Origin of the sequence: Weissella thailandensis, assembly GCF_005405465.1 — a bacterium.
In the GTDB taxonomy this organism is placed as follows: domain Bacteria; phylum Bacillota; class Bacilli; order Lactobacillales; family Lactobacillaceae; genus Weissella; species Weissella thailandensis.
This window is the reverse complement of the sequence record NZ_BJEC01000003.1, coordinates 60,978-77,338: the sequence shown is the minus strand read 5'-3', so window position 1 is coordinate 77,338 and position 16,361 is coordinate 60,978. Positions and strand designations below refer to the sequence as shown.

Genomic DNA, 16,361 nt, shown 5'->3' with positions numbered 1-16,361 from the left:
GGTTGGGATATTTATCCCAACCTCACTCGTAATCCATTTTCAATTAATTATAAACCAAACAAAACTAATAGTACGGCAGCCATCACGAAGTTTAACACCATGAACAATTTCAAAAATGTTGATGATGAGTCTGGTTCAATTTGACGATATACACGAAAACCAATCAAGTTGGCCATTGAGGCAATCATCGTTCCCAATCCACCAATATTTGTTCCTAAGAACAATTCATGAGCATGACCCGTAAATGTTGAAATCAAAATAGTTGAAGGCACATTAGAAATAACTTGACTCAGAGCAAAACTACCAAATAACACGTGTGTTGGTGTGTCGAATAATGAACTAACCAACGTTTGTACCATATGTATATTGGCCAAGTTGTTTGTTGCAACAAAGAAAAACAGAAATGTTGTTAACAAACCATAATCAACCATTTTAAATATTTTATGATTATAAATAAAGAACACAATCAAGATAATTGGTACCACAACATTAAATGGTAACCAGCCAAAAATTGTTGCAATTAAAACAATTCCTGTAGCTATCAAGAAAACTAATTGGCGACTTTCAACGTGCCCTGCTGGCTTTAAATCAATTGCCAGTGGTTCCATTTTAATAAAACGCGTGATAATGATCATCAAAATCAGCGACACCACTGTCAACGATGCTGACCAAGTAAAGAATTCACCAACACTAACACCATAGTGACCAAATAAGTATAAGTTTTGTGACTTACCAAATGGAAATAAAATAGCACCAGAATTAGCAGCCATGATGATCAAAGTTGATCCAATAACTTTTAATTGCGTCGACAAACTTGCCGCTAAGCGTAAATAAATCGGCATTAACGTTAAAATAGCAATATCATTCGATAATAACATTGCACCAAAGAAAGACAATAAAGTCACACTGGTCATCAACGCTCGAGCATGATGGCTACGGCTAACCAACCAAACCGATACAGCATGTAGGACACCCGCATTCTCCAGTAAGCTAACCCAAATCATCATTGTCATTAAACTAAAAATGGTATGCCAATTGACAGCACCCAAGTCTGGTACTACGAAAAAGGACGTAACAACCGCTAGTAACATACTAACAGTAAACATCACATCGCCTTTTAAGTACGTAAAAATACGATTAACCATGCACTTATTTCTCTTCCTCGATTGCTTTACCACGGGCATTCGTTAGTCGAATAATTTCATATGATTTTGCTGCCATTAAAGATGTGACTCCTGCCGATAATATCATTACCGGAATCAATAGCACAGCAACCTTAGCAGTTGTCACTTCAGTTTTATCATGATGCTTTTTAAATATCATGCTTATCTCCTTAATTGAACCTCAAAATAATAAAGACGTAAGTATATTATCGAAAAAACCTACGAAATTCGCAACAAAAATTCTGTAACATAGCAATACTTAAAAGGATAACTTTTACTTATTTTGAACACAAAAGCGGATAGGATTTACAGATTTGTTGTACATAATTCGCAATAAAACGAACAATAAATCCATAAGGAAAGTTTAAGTTAGCTTTTAGACTGTAATAATCTTTACAATAAAATTACTGTTTATCTATAATTAACAACAGTTTGTTACAACCCTCACTTGCTTGAAATACAAACGGTTTCAAACAATATAACATATAAATATATATATAAATAATGATAAAAAGCTGCTAAAAAAGCTGAAAGCACCTTAAATTTGGTATTATTTCATAAGTTTGTTACAATAGTTGCTATTGTCAAAAGGAGGAGCTATGAAGTCCGACAAAACAAAAAAAATCGGCTTATTTCAACTTATCATGCTAACCTTAGGATCTCTAATTGGTTCGGGTTGGTTATTCGGTTCGTGGGAAGCTACTAGTGTAGCCGGACCCGCTGCCATTATTTCATGGGTAATTGGTGGTCTTGTTATCGCCGCTATTGCCTACAATTACATTGAGCTGGGAGCTATGTTCCCAGAAGCCGGCGGTATGAGCCGCTACGCACAATATTCTCATGGGCCTTTATTAGGCTTTATCGCATCTTGGTCCAACTGGGTATCATTAATTACTTTGATTCCGATTGAGGCTGTTGCCGCAGTGCAATATATGAGTTCATGGCCATGGGCATGGGCAAATTGGACCAAACAATTCTTTAGTAATGGTGAAATTACGACATCAGGCTTATTCGTTGTATTTGGCTTTATGCTAATATTCACTCTTATTAATTTTTGGTCAGTCACTTTACTAACGCGCTTTACAAACTTTATTTCACTTTTCAAAATTGGGGTGCCAGCAATTACAGTCATCATGTTGGCATTATCGAGTTTCCATCCTGAAAATTACGGTCACTCATTACATGAGTTTATGCCATATGGCTCAGCACCTATTTTCTCAGCAACTGCCACGGCAGGTATTATCTTTTCATTTAATGCCTTCCAAACAGTCATTAATATGGGAAGTGAGATTAAAAACACCAAGAAGAATATCGGTCGTGGTATCTTCTTGTCATTGTTAATCAGTGGTATTATCTATGTTCTGATCCAAAGTGCTTATATTATGGCAATCGATCCAGCAACAATTGCGCAACATGGTTGGCATGGCATCAACTTTAACTCGCCATTTGCTGACTTAGCAATATTACTAGGTATCCATTGGTTATCAGTTTTGCTTTATTTGGATGCTTTCGTTTCTCCTGTTGGAACAGGTGTTTCATTTGCCGCTTCTACAGGACGTGTACTTTTCGCAATGGAAAGTAACAAGCATGTGCCAAAATACTTAGGAAAACTTAGTTCAAGATTCTATATGCCTCGCGCTGCAATGTTAACAAACTTAGGTATCAGTATGATCATGGTTTCGGTGTTCCGTTCATGGTCAACATTAGCAACTGTTATCTGTGCATCAACTTTGATTGCTTATCTAACAGGACCTGTTACTGCTGCCGCTTTCCGACATACTGCACCTAACTTTAAACGACCTGTTAAACTAAAGATGCTTTCATTTATGGCACCTGTTGCCTTTGTTCTAGCATCATTAGCCATTTACTGGTCAATGTGGCCAACGACAATTGAGGTCATCATGGTCATCCTTCTAGGATTACCAATTTACTTTTATTATGAGTACAAAGCCAAGAACAGTGATACTTGGAAGGCTTTCAAGTCAGCCCTATGGTTGATTGTTTACCTTATCTTTATTTCACTAATTTCATATGCTGGTAGTCATGAATTTAATGGTGCTGGTTGGATCAGTTATCCATGGGATTTCGTCGTCATTATTGGTGTCTCATTAATTTTCTATTATTGGGGTGTCAAAAGTGCACAGATTTTCCCTGATTACTATCAAGCCAAAAAGTTAAATGACACTGTTAAAGAGTAAAAATATATAAGGACGGTACTGCAAGTTCAAGCTTACAGTACCGTCCTTATTTTTTTATCTATACAATGCCAAAAAATCCTTTTGTTGCCATCACACCAATAATTTCTTCAATATCTTTTTCCGTATAGTTATCTGGATTATGACTCCATAAACTAATTAAACCAATAATTGCCGAACTCGTAGCAGTTGAAAATAGCTCGCGCTGTTTAAGTGGAATTTTTTCCGTCTTACCAGAATATTGATCAATCGTTATCATGCCTTCATCTAGCAAAAACTCTCTGAATTTTACGGAGAAATGATTATTACCTAAACGATTCAATAAAACATCCATCATTTCTAAATTATCAGCAATTGTCATCAATAGAGGCGCGATAATACCGGGATTTTCCTTAAAATCTTGTACAGATTTTAAGGAATGTAAAATATTTTGTCGACTGAGATATATTGTATTTAAAAGCTCCTCTTCACAATCTTCAATTAAAGCATCTTTACTTTCAAAATAACGATAAAATGTGCCACGATCCACATTAGCTTGCCGTGTGATATCTGACACTTTGATCTGTAAAGCTGGCTTCTGCTTGACAATAGTCACGAATGCTTGAACAATATTAGCCTTTGTCTGCGTTGTTCTATCTACCTGTTTCAAAATTTTACTCCTATTTACAACAAAGCCCTATTAGCTGTTGCATAATTTTCTTTCGCTGAGATATATAATACAACATGTTGTTTTATAAATAAATAAGAGAAAGGTTTATTTCTATGTGGAAAGTTATTTCAAGTAAGATGTTCTGGCTTTACGCAGTCGCTATCTTTGCCGTTTTAGCAATTTTTTCATTCGCACAAATTGGCGCTCGTAATTCCGTAGAACTAAAGCAATTACCAGTTGCTGTTGTTAATGCATCTGGTGATCAACAAAGTAAAAAAATCGTTAGTCAACTTAAGGACAAGTTTTCTGATTCAGATGCCCAACTTAAGTTAATCAATGTCAAAAAAGAGTCTAGCCTAAAGCAGGGATTCACTGACAAAAAATACTATGGTGCCCTTGTTATCGATAAAGACTTCGATAAGAGCTTAACTAGCCAACAAAATTATCTAAAAGGTCTAGTGATTCAATCAAAGACGAAGGATATGCCTGAGCAAGCAATTGCTGCAAATGACCAGTTAAAGGCCCAAGTAGCAGGTGCAAAAGCAATGACAAAAACATTGCCAAGTCAAGCTAAGATTCGTGTAATTGCTAACCAAGGAATGAACTCGCAAGCTTCATCAGTTGTTACCACAGCATTACCAAAGATTAGCAACGCATTGAGTGATGGTATGTCACAAAAAATGCAAGGTGCTTTGAAAGAAAATAACGTAACACTTTCAACTGCGCAATGGCAGGTTATCAACGACCCAATCAAGGTATCAACTCAAATTAAGAACAAGCTTCCTAACAAGAGTGTCAGCGGTATGGCGCCAATGTTGCTTGTTGTTCTTTCATGGTTGAGTTCATTAATTGCTTCTATCCTACTGTGGCGCGAGCACAAGAAGCATGCTGAAAATGGTCGCTTCACCTTGAGTACGATTAATAGTCAAATGGTTACTGGTATTGTCATGTCAGTTGTTGCCAGCTTAACGATTTACTTCTTTGCCCACACATTGTTTGGTGTTCCGGTACCAGATACTGGTAGTTTCTTACTACTATTGATATTTAATATTTTCATCTTCTACCTACTGCAAACTTGCATCTTGAATTGGGCTGGATTTGCTGGATGGCCAATCTTAATTTTGATTATGCTACTATCAATGGGTGTAGTTTCATATCCAAAGGAAATGTTATCACCATTCTTCTTGAACGGTATTTATAGTTGGACACCTCTACGATTTGCCATTGATTTGTTCACAAACAATCTTTATATCAGCGGATCTTCTGCAACTTCAGCAACTGACTATATCGTATTAAGTTCAATTGGTGTTGTTGCAGTAGTATTGATTTACCTATCAAGCCTACTAAAGCGTAAAGAAAAGTAATTTAATAATTTACTACTGTTACAGAAAAAGCGGAAGTTCCACGTGGAACTTCCGCTTTTTTACTATCCAACAATTCTTAATAACCAATCTGCCCCGTATAACATTCCCAAGCTATAAAGGAAAATCGATAATGGCTTACCCGCCAATAAAATAATCGTAAATTCACGCCAGGTCATTTTCGTCAAACTTGTTAATAGTACCAAGGCATCGTCTGGTGCCACTGGCGAAAAAATCAACAAGGCAAATGTCCAATGCCATCCCTTGGAATCCAAACGATCGATATATTTATTTAGCGTATCTTCACTAACAAAGATATCAATCACCCGTCGACCATAACGCCGACCCAACCAGAATAGAATCATTGAGCCAATGACGATACCAATATAATTATACAAAAAACCTAACCAAGGGCCGAACATCACAACACCAGCTGCTAATGAAACACCTCCTGGTAATATCGGTATAACGACCTGGACAATTTGGACGAAAACAAATAAGATTGGCGCCCAAATACCATATTTTTTCAGCAGTTTAATTAGCGAATCAGTATCATTGAAAACACCAATGCGATATAAATGGACGACTAACCAACCAAGCAGTACGAGCATAATAACTGATAATATTTTTATTGATAAACGTATGTATCGTACCTTCATGTCATCCCCCAAGACTGACGCAGACTAATTTAATTGTATAGCTTATGCTTACGATATTAATTTAACCTTTAACTGGTAAATGAGATAACCCATCGCTTCATATTTAACAGTTTCTCTCATTTAAGAAAACATTGTACCTAATAATTTTACAAAAATCTATAACCATTCTCCTACTTATGCTGCCACCCATGCAATGAAAACTTGCTATAGCCCTCTTGCTTTGTGAATTACTTATCATCATCATGTTATACTAAACTATATGAGAGAGACCATCATGTATGGAGGTATAGCCTATGCTAGCAGTTTTAAACTTTAAGAATTTAGTTGATTTTGAACAACAAAAACAATTTTTAACTGATCTCAGTCAAACAACTGTTGACGTTGATTTAAAGATTGCGCCAACGCTACCAGTAACGAATACTTACGATAATTTTGAAGTTGTTAGTCAAAATTTAACGATCAAACAACGTACAGTTGGTGAAATATCACCCAGTGTTTTACAATCACTTGGCATAACAACAAGTTTTATTGGTCATTTGGAACGTCGTAAATCACTTAACGAAGGGCTATTGATTGTTCGTAAGCGTCTCGAAAATGCTTTAGAAAATGATATTACACCAATCTTATCAGTTGGACAGTATAGCAATATTGAAATGGTCGTTGAAGAACTAGGTATCTTATTAAAAGATGAGCCCATCAACAAACCAATTATTATTGCCTATGAATCATTAGCTTCAACCGAAATGGGTCGGGCACTCTATTCTATCGATGAAATTCGTGATATTCACGATGCCATTCGTAAATTTATGAAAAACAACTATCCTGAAATTTCATATCAGCTCATTCTTGGTGGTCACATGGACGAAGCCGGCTCACCAATCGCCAATGCCATCGGCTACGACGGTGTCCTAATCGGTGATCGTTACCATACACTAACCGACTTCCAACCCGTGCTGGATGTGCTGAATAAACTTAGTAAGTAAAGACAGAGTGTGACAAGTAGCGCTTTGAATCCACCCATAACATTTACCCCTGACAGCTAATCTAGCTGTCTTTTATTTTGCAAACTCTTCTTGGAGTTTCATAGTTATGACGACCTAATTGAATTTTAACGGTATTCGCGAGATAATGAAAGCGGTATCAAAAGGAAAGGAGATAATCATGAGTAAGGCATATCTGTCAGCAGAATTACCCGCACTGGCTACACAAACATTAACCGATAACGGGTTCGATGTTTCAATTTATGACGGTGACGGTTTAGTTTCACATGAAACATTGCTTGAAAACGTCCGTGATGCGGATTTTTTAATCACACCCCTATCAACTAAGGTCGATCGTGAAATTATCGACGCCGCCCCAAAACTAAAACTGATTGCTAACTTTGGCGCTGGTTTTAACAACATTGATACTGCTTATGCTAAAGAAAAAGGTATCCCTGTCACAAACACCCCCGCCGTTTCAACTAATGCGGTTGCTGAGGTGACAATTGGTCTAATGCTTGCATTGAGTCATCGTATTGTTGAAGGAAACTACAAAATGCATCGTGATGGTTTCCCTGGCTGGGCACCATTATTCTTCTTAGGTCATGAAATCGCTGGTAAAACGCTAGGAATTGTCGGTCTCGGTAACATCGGTAGTGACGTGGCTCGTAAGGCCAATGCTTTGGGGATGCACGTGCAGTATTATAAGCGTACCCCTTTGTCGATCCTGAAGAACGTTCAATGAAAGTCACTTATCGTCCGTTTGATGAATTAATTGCCACAAGTGACTTTATTTCAATTAATGCACCTCAAACAGATGAAAATTATCATCAATTTAATGAAGCTGCTTTCAAAGCAATGAAGCCAACGGCAAACATTATTAATGTCGGTCGTGGTCCAATCATCGATGAAGCTGCACTATTACAAGCTCTTAAAGATGGTGAAATTGCAGGTGCTGCACTAGATGTCTATGAACGTGAACCTGAAGTTGACGATGGCTTTAAGATTCTTAAAAACGTCATTCTAACACCGCATGTTGGTAATGCTACTGTCGAAGCACGTGACGCAATGGCTAAAATTGTCGCTGATAATGTTGTGTTAGTAGATAATGACCAGCCAGCAAAGTTTATTGTTAACCCTTAAAATTTTCATAGCATTGATTTAAGACGTCATTCCCCCATAAATACCCTTATTTAACGGTTACGGGATAATGAACGTCTTTTTATATATTAAAAAAGAGACTGAAACAAAATCGATGTCCCAATCTCAAAAAATATTTTTTTAATTTGCCGGTAGTTTATCTCACATAACTCTGCTAATAATCAATCTGATAAGTAATTTCCTTGGTCTTGGTATCACCTGATTTTAGTGAAACATCTCCAAAACTTGGGTGATTGACTGCATCAGGTAGCGTTTGTGGCTCCAGCGCAATAGCCGCATGCTGATGACCCTTTCCAGATTCAAATGTTAACTTCTTGTCGATAGCATTACCCGAATAGACCACCAATCCATTACGTTCTGATAAGAAGGTCACTGAACGATCAGTTTTTGGGTCAGATAACTTGGCAATTTGCTTGTCTTTATCTGGATTAACCTTGAACATCGTATCAAACCCTTGCTCCTTGGTACTCATCAACGGATCAAGATGGTCCTTCAGTGGTTTAGCCTCAGAGAAGTCATAAGCCCCCTTGTTATCAAGCAATTTACCAGTTGGCACCTTTTCTTTATTCAACTTCAGTCGTTGCGTTGAATTCATCGTCAATTCCTGATTTTTAATTGTCTTTTCCTGACCTAAGTTAAAGTACGCGTGAATTGTCGGATCGAAAACGGTATTCTTATCACTCTTAGCACTCATCAGTACCTTAACTTGATTGTCATCAGTCACAACGTACCTGGTTGTTGCTTGAATTTTACCAGGGAAGCCAGTGTACTTTGAGCTAAAGGTATGCCGTAGAGTGATTGCTGGATTACCTTCATACGTACCGGTTTCACCCTTCCAACGAACAGAATTGAAACCATGATCACCACTATGTAACGTATTGCCATTTTCATTCGTTGGTACAGAAACCTTCTTGCCATTCAGCTTAAATTCACCATTGCGAATACGGTTTCCAACTGGCCCAATTTGCTGTCCAACATAAAGTGCTTGCGCATTCTTACTGTAGTACTGCTTGGTATGTTTGAAAGACAATAAAATATTTTGCTTGTCATCATTACCATTAGGTACATAGATACCATGCAAGGTCCCACCTTGATTCAAAACAGAGATTTTCAATCCCGATTTGTTTTGAACAGAGTATTCATAGACCTGATGTCCTTTATATTTATCAAATTTCTCAACCGAACCATTATTATCTGTATCCTCAGCAAAAACTTTGTCGTTAGTAATAACCTGGCTAACACCCAGCCCTAAGCATAGAGATAAACTAGCCACGACAGTTTTTACCAACCCGTTATTATGACTCATTACAACCACGTCCTTTCTTAAGCTTGTTTTAAACATCACTAATTTAACATTATAAGAAAGCGGTTACAACGAAAAGCTCTTCAATTAATTTAGCTATTATTACGAATAAATAATGAACTAATTATGTCTTCCCTCCGATGTATTAAAATACAAATTTTGTGTATATTTTTAAAAAATCCTTCGCACAAGACACTAAAAAAATGTATAATGTAATTAAAATAAAATGAGAATTCATGGGGGATTTCACATGGCACGTAGCCTTTCTAATTTATTTCAAAATCCAGCCGCCAATATCATGTCTGATATTGGTAAGAACGCAGCATTAATGACTGATGTCATCAATCTATCAATTGGTGATCCAGACATGATTACACCTGAACCAATTCTAAATGCTGCTAAAGATGCTTTAACAGCGGGAAAAACACATTACACCGCTAGCGATGGTGATCCAGAATATCTTGATGCGATTATCAATTTTTATCAAAAGAATTTTAATCTAACCTATGCTAAAGAAAACGTCCGGGCTACTGTCGGCGCTGGCCATGCAACCTTTTTAGCTTTTGGCGCAATCCTCAATCCTGATGATGAGGTCATCATCTTCTCACCTTACTTTTCACCTTATGAAGTACAAATTGAGGCCCATCACGCTAAAGTTGTTGTCGTTAACTGCAAAGCTGAAAACAACTTCCAACCAACCAAGGAAGATATCGCTGCAGCTATTACAGACAAAACGAAAGCCATCTTAGTTAATACACCTAACAATCCGACCGGTGCTGTCTATGATCAAGAAACTTTACAAGCACTGGCTGATTTAGCTAAAGAACATGACTTCTATCTACTTGCTGACGAAGTGTATTGGCCATTTGTCTACGACGACAGCGATTTCGTTCCGTTGGAATCGCTTGCTCCTGAGCATACTTTGGTAGCCGGTTCTTTGTCAAAAGTATTTGCCATGACCGGCTTTAGAATTGGATACTTGATTGGGCCTGCAGATGTAATTGCCGCTGCTGGCCTGCTCAATGAAGGGATTGATTTTTCAGCCCCAAGCATTTCACAAGCAGCTGGTGCGTATGGTTTGCAACATATTGACAAAATCACACCCGCATTAAAAGCACAATTTGGTGAACGTTTAGAATACGTGACAACTGAATTAAATAAACTACCTTGGCTAAAGATTCTACCAGTTGCTGGTAGCATTTATCTTTTCGCTGACATTTCTGCTACTGGTATGGATGACGTTGCATTCAGCAATTATTTACTTGAAAAAACTGGTGTACTAGTTATCCCTGGTCAGGCATTTGGTGAAGCTGGCAAAGGCTATATTCGCATTGCGGTTACACAAGACATGGCGACACTTGAAAAAGCAGTGGTTGCTTTTTCAAAGCTATCATTTTAGATTTAATTAGCATAGATAAGGGAGATATTTAATGAAAAAGGTTTTACTGTATAACATCATGGATGATGAAGAAATTGCTATCAAAGAATGGCTAAAAACTCATCCAGATGTGGAGGTAGACTCTAATAAAGTCACGTTAAACCCTGATACAGTCGATTTAGCCAAGGGATATGACGGCATTTCTACCGAGCAGGATAATCTAATTGACGATCCCATCGTGTACCAAAAATTACATGAATTTGGTATTAAGCAAATTACATTACGTATTACTGGTTATGACACGATCAACTTGGATTTAGCTACTCAAAATCAATTAAAAGTCACAAATGTTCCTGCTTATTCACCACGTTCAGTATCTGAAATGGTTTTGGCCCAAACTATGTGGCTGCTACGCCATCTCCATGTCGCACAAAGTCGCGAGCAATCATACAACTTTACCTGGGAAGGTCTACAAGCCCGTGAAATTCATGATCTAACAGTTGGTATTATTGGTGCTGGTAAGATTGGTAGTGAAGTCGCTCGAATTTTCAAAGCATTAGGCGCAACCGTCATTGCAGCTGACCCTATCCACCGTCCGGAGCTCAATAGTATTTTAGATTATGTTGATCACGAGACCGTGTACAAAGAAGCCGATATTGTGACGACCCATACGCCATTATTAGAGAGCACTTACCATCTGTTTGATGAGAGTGTATTCAAAAAAATGAAGCCAAGTGCTATTTTTATTAATGCTTCTCGTGGAGGTGTCGTGTATACACCAGCGCTAATTGCTGCTTTGCAAAATCATGAGATTACAGCTGCTGGACTAGATACTATTGAAGGCGAAGCCAATATATTTAGTGATGACTTTTCAGAAAAGCCTTTTGAAAATGATTACTTGAAGACAATTTTGACATTGCCAAATGCAATTATTACTCCACATATTGGTTTTTACACTGACAATGCTATTCGCAATATGGTCGATATTTCTATGAAGGATATGCTAACTATTATCAACGGCGGCACCAGCGAGCATGAGCTCAATTAACAAACAACTTTAATCTGTTTTATAATGTTTTTCCATATAAAAAAGTCGGGACAAAATGTCCCGACTTTTTTGTTTCACATGAAACAATTAACCATTTGTCTGTAAGATAATAACGAATATGATAAACGTTATGCCCAAGGCGTACATAATTGGGTGGACTTTCTTACCACGTCCTGTAACTAGCATCAACAATGGATAAACGATAAATCCTAATGCGATACCATCAGAAATTGAGTATGACAATGGCATCCCCAAAACTGTTAAGAATGATGCCGCAGCAATTGGGAAATCTTTCCAATCAACTTCGGACAAATTACTTGCCATCAAAACACCAACGATAATCAATGCTGATGCTGTCACATTAGATGTCACAACAACTAGCAATGGTGAGAAGAACAATGACAATAGCAAGAATAGTCCAGTAAATAGTGATGTTAATCCGGTACGACCACCAACAGCAATACCCGTTGATGATTCAACATAGGCCGTTGTTGGTGATGTTCCCAATAGTGAACCACCCAGCATACCAATAGCATCAGCCATCAATGCTTTTCCGGCACGTGGTAATTCATTGTTGACCAAGTATCCACCAGAACGTGCAATTCCGATTAGCGAACCAGCAGTATCAAAGAATGCAACTAGCAAAAACGTCAGGATAACCGGTATCATCTGCCAGGTAAACACATCCTGCAAACCGAAAATAGCTTGACCAAAAGTTGGTGCCAAACTTGGAACACCTGAAACGATTGATGAAGGCATTGGAATTAGTCCTGTCACCAAACCGATAATTGAAGTTGCAACCATTCCGATAAAGATAGCTCCTGGCACCTTACGTGCATATAGCGCGAAGGAAATTAACACACCGACAATTGTTAGCATGACCTTAGGATCACTCCAATCACCCCAACCAATAATGGTTGATTTGTCAGCAGCAATCAAGCCACCGTCAACTAATCCGATCATCGCAATGAAGAATCCAATACCACCAGCAATAGCTGCTTTTAAGTCAGCCGGAATGGCATTAATGATGGTTTCACGAATTTTGAAAACCGTCAAAAGCCAGAAAATCACACCGGCAACAAAGACTCCTGCCAAAGCAGTTTGCCACTTAATTCCCATACCAATAACAACACTGTAAGCGAAGAAAGCATTGATACCTAGTCCGGGAGCAATCGCAAATGGATACTTAGCAACAAGTCCCATAAAGATGGTTGCGATGGCACCAATTAGACCTGTGGCAACAAAGACAGCATTTTTGTCCATACCTGTTGCACCAAGTACTGAAGGGTTAACGAATAAAATATAAGCCATTGATAGGAAAGTTGTTAAACCAGCTAATAGCTCAGTTTTAACAGACGTTCCTGATTCAGATAGCTTGAAGTAACGCTCAAACATGTAAATCAGACCCCTTAATAAATAATTCAATTTTAAAACAACCAACTTATTGTATTATAGATAACCGTAAAAAATCAAAGAAAATCCGATTTTTTTCGTAAAACGGTTATTTAAACAAGCAAAAAGCGAACTTTAATAGATTTTTCCCGAACAATACAAAAACCACCTGACAATAAGAAACGACTAGATATGTTGTCGGGCACTCGCTGAACAACAGTATTCCTTCAAAACTCATCAATCACTTCACCAAAAGTTTGTTAGAATGAAAACTAAGGTTATTTATTCTAGAGGTATTTTATGTATAACGAACACGGGCATCTTCGGCGACTATCTTCACATGAAATCGTCATCTATTTTCTAGCAGGACTACTTTTTAATACATTTGGCAATGGTATTACAGTTGCGACTAACATGGGTTCAGCCCCTTGGACCGCATCTGCAGCCAATCTTGCCAATGTTACGGGCACATCAATTAGTACATTTTTATTCTTTTATGGTGTTTTAGCCGCAACGTTGGTCTGCATCTTGCAACGCAGTATCGACTGGCCACACGTCATTGGTAATATTATCTTCGTGGTTGCTTTCAGCGGGATTATCGGAATTGTTTCAACGCGTCTAGCTGTTCTTGAAACTTTCCCCCTTGCTTGGCGAATCGTTATTGATTTCCTTGGGATTATCAGTATTGGTTTTGGGGTATCAATTACCCAACGATTGCAATTCATTCTTCATCCAATTGATGATTTGACAAATCTAACGCGATTTATGTTCTTTAAAGGCAATGCGGCAATTTCTCAAATCATCAACTTCTCATTCCCAATGTTGATTTCATTACTTGCTTGGGCATTTTCAGGCAAGATAACTGCCATCAACATCGGTACCCTATTTTCATTTTTCTTACAAGGTATGTTCGTCGGTTACGCTGACCACCACGTCTTCAGCCACCTCGACCATAAACTTAATAATATTAAAATCAGCCATTAACAGAGAGCGTGACAAAAATTGGTTTGAAGCTGGTGTGTAACGTGGTTTGTGGCATTTTTGGCCGTAGCGCAGCGTAGGACAGGAATGGCACAAATTTCGTTACATTGAAGCTTCAGATTTTTGGAACGCGTTTATACAGAGCGTGACAAAAATCGCTTTGAAGCTGGTTATAACAAGAACTTGTGCAATTTAAAAGGTCGGGACAAAATGTCCCGACCTTTATTTTTATTATTTTGCTTCATTATGATATCTGAGCAAATACCAAATTAGTCCAAACATGATAATATCAACAATTATATCAGCAACCCCATTATCTGGTACCCAGGAAATTGCATAGCCCATGATAAAAATCATCGTAATCAATCCTAATACTTTGACTCGTTGCTGCCACTTATCACTAACGAATCCCATTAACCAATTATTTGTAACCACTGCTAAATTAACAAACAAATAAAGGGCAATCGTCGCATCAAACGCCATACCAATTTCGGACATCGGAATCGACGTCAAAACGTCCACGATATCCGCATGATATGAGGAATTCAAGAACCATTCGAGGCCTAAGAAAGCAATGGTTGTCATAAACATCGAAAAAAAGCCGACTACAAAGCGCGCAATTAAATTCCAAACAACTACTTGCCAAACTTGTGCAGGTAACAAAATGTATTTTGATTTATTCCACGACTTGGCAGCCGAAATAAACATGCGCGCGCCAAGCATCAAATTAATACCAATAACTAACGTCCCCACATAAATAACTAACCGATCGGTAAACGATGTTGGTGTAATTGTGCCGGTAATTTCTGCATGCGGTACAAAAGGTAATAATTGCCAAATAAAAATAAAAATACTGACAATGGCACCAACCCCGATGATAAAAAGGTTATGATTTAAAGAATCTTTCGCAAAAATTTTAAAGAGTCGTGTGTTGGTTAACATTATTCACACCCTCCATTATCTTCGATATACAACTGTGTATAGTATTTTTCTAATGATAGCCCTTCTTCTTTACGAATCTTTTCTACAGATTCATAAGCTAGCAAACGACCGTCCTTCAAAATAATCGCATCATCTACCAAATTTTCGATTTCCTGAATATAATGCGTTGAAATAAGCACTGTAGCTTCCTCAGGTAACCAGTGTAACAATGACTGCATAATTTTTTTACGTGCAATCACGTCAACACCACCAAAAGGCTCATCTAATAAATAGACCGATGTATCCCGAGAAATCGTTAAGGCAATCAATAATTTTTCAATCGTTCCCGTTGATAGTTTAGCAATGCGACGTGTCCGGTCGATACGCATGAATTTAATCAATTCATTCATCCGTTGCTCATTGAAATCAGGATATCCCATCTTAAAATAGTCCACAATATCACTGACACGATCATAGTTATTTGCCCAGTCTAGTGTTGAAACATATGACAGATGTGCTTTTATTTTTGCCCCCATGATACCGTCAATCATGATATCTGAATGTGGATTGGGTTCAATAAGGCCTGAAATCAGACTCATTAAAGTTGTCTTACCAACACCATTTTCTCCCAACAACGCCACCGTACGATGCGTTGGTATCTTAAAGCTCAAACCACGCAGAATAACGTGGCGACTTTTTGTATAATGCAAATTGTTAACCTGTAACATGGTCCCTCCTAGTCCGTGTATCTTCATACTCTTTCATTGCATTTGCGACTAAGTCTGGTATTTCTTGCGCCTGCGCAACATGCATGATTTCATTAATATATTCTTGTGTGATGCGCATTTTCTTGTCCAGTTTAATATCATCGATCTTGGCGGCATCTTCCGTTACAAAATTGCCTTGCCCGCGCTTTGTGATGATTAAACCACTCGTCACTAACTGATTAACGGCATTTTGCACCGTACGTGTACTGACAATCAAATGAACCGCTAAATCACGGACACCTGGAATCTTATGACCAATCGGGTATTTTTCTTCAAGAATCTGTTGTTCCAACCAAGTTGCTACCTGTAAATATATGGGTTGATTTGAACTAAATTCCATATTGGCTCCTTTCAGTGTTGCACTGTTATACTACACTGTAACAAAGAACCCTGTCAACTTGGC

General features: G+C 37.9%; 15 protein-coding genes and 1 pseudogene. 7 read left to right on the top strand and 9 right to left on the bottom strand.

What is annotated here, in order from left to right; all coding sequences use genetic code 11:
• Positions 1-47 precede the first annotated feature (47 nt).
• A complete protein-coding gene (locus tag FFM62_RS02050; RefSeq protein ID WP_115470614.1) occupies positions 48-1,145 on the bottom strand; it encodes an SLC13 family permease in 1,098 nt (365 codons plus the stop codon).
• Between the two features lie 4 nt (positions 1,146-1,149).
• Positions 1,150-1,323 carry a hypothetical protein gene (locus FFM62_RS10085; protein WP_165845874.1) on the bottom strand — a complete coding sequence of 58 codons (174 nt, stop codon included), beginning with the start codon at positions 1,321-1,323 and terminating at the stop codon, positions 1,150-1,152.
• Between the two features lie 439 nt (positions 1,324-1,762).
• On the opposite strand from FFM62_RS10085, the gene FFM62_RS02045 reads away from it, so the two are divergent.
• Entirely contained in the window at positions 1,763-3,361 is a 1,599-nt protein-coding gene (locus tag FFM62_RS02045; RefSeq protein WP_115470613.1) for an APC family permease, read from the top strand.
• A gap of 58 nt (positions 3,362-3,419) precedes the next feature.
• On the opposite strand, the gene FFM62_RS02040 is transcribed toward FFM62_RS02045, so the two are convergent.
• Positions 3,420-4,007, bottom strand: coding sequence for a TetR/AcrR family transcriptional regulator (locus FFM62_RS02040; RefSeq protein ID WP_165845873.1), 588 nt, complete (start codon positions 4,005-4,007; stop codon positions 3,420-3,422).
• Between the two features lie 113 nt (positions 4,008-4,120).
• On the opposite strand from FFM62_RS02040, the gene FFM62_RS02035 reads away from it, so the two are divergent.
• Complete coding sequence (locus tag FFM62_RS02035) at positions 4,121-5,371, top strand: YhgE/Pip domain-containing protein (protein WP_115470611.1); 1,251 nt, start codon at positions 4,121-4,123, stop codon at positions 5,369-5,371.
• 62 nt (positions 5,372-5,433) lie between these two features.
• Here the strand turns inward: FFM62_RS02035 and FFM62_RS02030 are convergent, their stop codons facing one another.
• Positions 5,434-6,027 carry a TVP38/TMEM64 family protein gene (locus FFM62_RS02030; protein WP_075270531.1) on the bottom strand — a complete coding sequence of 198 codons (594 nt, stop codon included), beginning with the start codon at positions 6,025-6,027 and terminating at the stop codon, positions 5,434-5,436.
• Positions 6,028-6,320: 293 nt separating this feature from the next.
• On the opposite strand from FFM62_RS02030, the gene FFM62_RS02025 reads away from it, so the two are divergent.
• Both FFM62_RS02025 and FFM62_RS02020 read left to right on the top strand, forming a co-directional pair.
• Positions 6,321-7,010, top strand: a complete 690-nt coding sequence (locus tag FFM62_RS02025; RefSeq protein ID WP_115470610.1) for a triose-phosphate isomerase — start codon at positions 6,321-6,323, stop codon at positions 7,008-7,010.
• Positions 7,011-7,188: 178 nt separating this feature from the next.
• Positions 7,189-8,150, top strand: a pseudogene (locus FFM62_RS02020) (2-hydroxyacid dehydrogenase family protein).
• Between the two features lie 172 nt (positions 8,151-8,322).
• Here the strand turns inward: FFM62_RS02020 and FFM62_RS02015 are convergent.
• Positions 8,323-9,474, bottom strand: coding sequence for an aldose epimerase family protein (locus FFM62_RS02015; RefSeq protein WP_165845872.1), 1,152 nt, complete (start codon positions 9,472-9,474; stop codon positions 8,323-8,325).
• Positions 9,475-9,721: 247 nt separating this feature from the next.
• Between FFM62_RS02015 and FFM62_RS02010 the strand changes: the two genes are divergently transcribed.
• Entirely contained in the window at positions 9,722-10,870 is a 1,149-nt protein-coding gene (locus FFM62_RS02010; RefSeq protein ID WP_240005896.1) for an aminotransferase class I/II-fold pyridoxal phosphate-dependent enzyme, read from the top strand.
• Positions 10,871-10,901: 31 nt separating this feature from the next.
• Entirely contained in the window at positions 10,902-11,897 is a 996-nt protein-coding gene (locus tag FFM62_RS02005) for a D-2-hydroxyacid dehydrogenase (protein WP_115470607.1), read from the top strand.
• Between the two features lie 87 nt (positions 11,898-11,984).
• Here the strand turns inward: FFM62_RS02005 and FFM62_RS02000 are convergent, their stop codons facing one another.
• Entirely contained in the window at positions 11,985-13,292 is a 1,308-nt protein-coding gene (locus FFM62_RS02000) for an NCS2 family permease (protein WP_115470606.1), read from the bottom strand.
• A 297-nt stretch (positions 13,293-13,589) separates the two neighbouring features.
• On the opposite strand from FFM62_RS02000, the gene FFM62_RS01995 reads away from it, so the two are divergent.
• Complete coding sequence (locus tag FFM62_RS01995; RefSeq protein ID WP_115470605.1) at positions 13,590-14,273, top strand: DUF6198 family protein; 684 nt, start codon at positions 13,590-13,592, stop codon at positions 14,271-14,273.
• Positions 14,274-14,501: 228 nt separating this feature from the next.
• Here the strand turns inward: FFM62_RS01995 and FFM62_RS01990 are convergent, their stop codons facing one another.
• Genes FFM62_RS01990 through FFM62_RS01980 form a run of 3 tightly spaced genes read right to left on the bottom strand, consistent with a single transcriptional unit; the run spans position 14,502 to position 16,298 of the window.
• Positions 14,502-15,212 (bottom strand): hypothetical protein, encoded by a 711-nt coding sequence (locus FFM62_RS01990; protein WP_115470604.1) that lies wholly within the window; start codon positions 15,210-15,212, stop codon positions 14,502-14,504.
• Positions 15,212-15,919, bottom strand: coding sequence for an ATP-binding cassette domain-containing protein (locus FFM62_RS01985; protein WP_115470603.1), 708 nt, complete (start codon positions 15,917-15,919; stop codon positions 15,212-15,214). The genes FFM62_RS01990 and FFM62_RS01985 overlap by 1 nt, the downstream gene beginning before the upstream one ends.
• Positions 15,906-16,298 carry a GntR family transcriptional regulator gene (locus tag FFM62_RS01980; protein ID WP_115470602.1) on the bottom strand — a complete coding sequence of 131 codons (393 nt, stop codon included), beginning with the start codon at positions 16,296-16,298 and terminating at the stop codon, positions 15,906-15,908. The genes FFM62_RS01985 and FFM62_RS01980 overlap by 14 nt, the downstream gene beginning before the upstream one ends.
• Between the last annotated feature and the right edge of the window lie 63 nt (positions 16,299-16,361).

What these genes read in the sequence shown, in the direction of transcription:
- FFM62_RS02050 (WP_115470614.1), bottom strand. Translation starts at nt 1,145, where the DNA reads ATGGTTAATCGTATTTTTACGTACTTAAAAGGCGATGTGATGTTTACT.
- FFM62_RS10085 (WP_165845874.1), bottom strand. Translation starts at nt 1,323, where the DNA reads ATGATATTTAAAAAGCATCATGATAAAACTGAAGTGACAACTGCTAAG.
- FFM62_RS02045 (WP_115470613.1), top strand. Translation starts at nt 1,763, where the DNA reads ATGAAGTCCGACAAAACAAAAAAAATCGGCTTATTTCAACTTATCATG.
- FFM62_RS02035 (WP_115470611.1), top strand. Translation starts at nt 4,121, where the DNA reads ATGTGGAAAGTTATTTCAAGTAAGATGTTCTGGCTTTACGCAGTCGCT.
- FFM62_RS02030 (WP_075270531.1), bottom strand. Translation starts at nt 6,027, where the DNA reads ATGAAGGTACGATACATACGTTTATCAATAAAAATATTATCAGTTATT.
- FFM62_RS02025 (WP_115470610.1), top strand. Translation starts at nt 6,321, where the DNA reads ATGCTAGCAGTTTTAAACTTTAAGAATTTAGTTGATTTTGAACAACAA.
- FFM62_RS02015 (WP_165845872.1), bottom strand. Translation starts at nt 9,474, where the DNA reads ATGAGTCATAATAACGGGTTGGTAAAAACTGTCGTGGCTAGTTTATCT.
- FFM62_RS02010 (WP_240005896.1), top strand. Translation starts at nt 9,722, where the DNA reads ATGGCACGTAGCCTTTCTAATTTATTTCAAAATCCAGCCGCCAATATC.
- FFM62_RS02005 (WP_115470607.1), top strand. Translation starts at nt 10,902, where the DNA reads ATGAAAAAGGTTTTACTGTATAACATCATGGATGATGAAGAAATTGCT.
- FFM62_RS02000 (WP_115470606.1), bottom strand. Translation starts at nt 13,292, where the DNA reads ATGTTTGAGCGTTACTTCAAGCTATCTGAATCAGGAACGTCTGTTAAA.
- FFM62_RS01995 (WP_115470605.1), top strand. Translation starts at nt 13,590, where the DNA reads ATGTATAACGAACACGGGCATCTTCGGCGACTATCTTCACATGAAATC.
- FFM62_RS01990 (WP_115470604.1), bottom strand. Translation starts at nt 15,212, where the DNA reads ATGTTAACCAACACACGACTCTTTAAAATTTTTGCGAAAGATTCTTTA.
- FFM62_RS01985 (WP_115470603.1), bottom strand. Translation starts at nt 15,919, where the DNA reads ATGTTACAGGTTAACAATTTGCATTATACAAAAAGTCGCCACGTTATT.
- FFM62_RS01980 (WP_115470602.1), bottom strand. Translation starts at nt 16,298, where the DNA reads ATGGAATTTAGTTCAAATCAACCCATATATTTACAGGTAGCAACTTGG.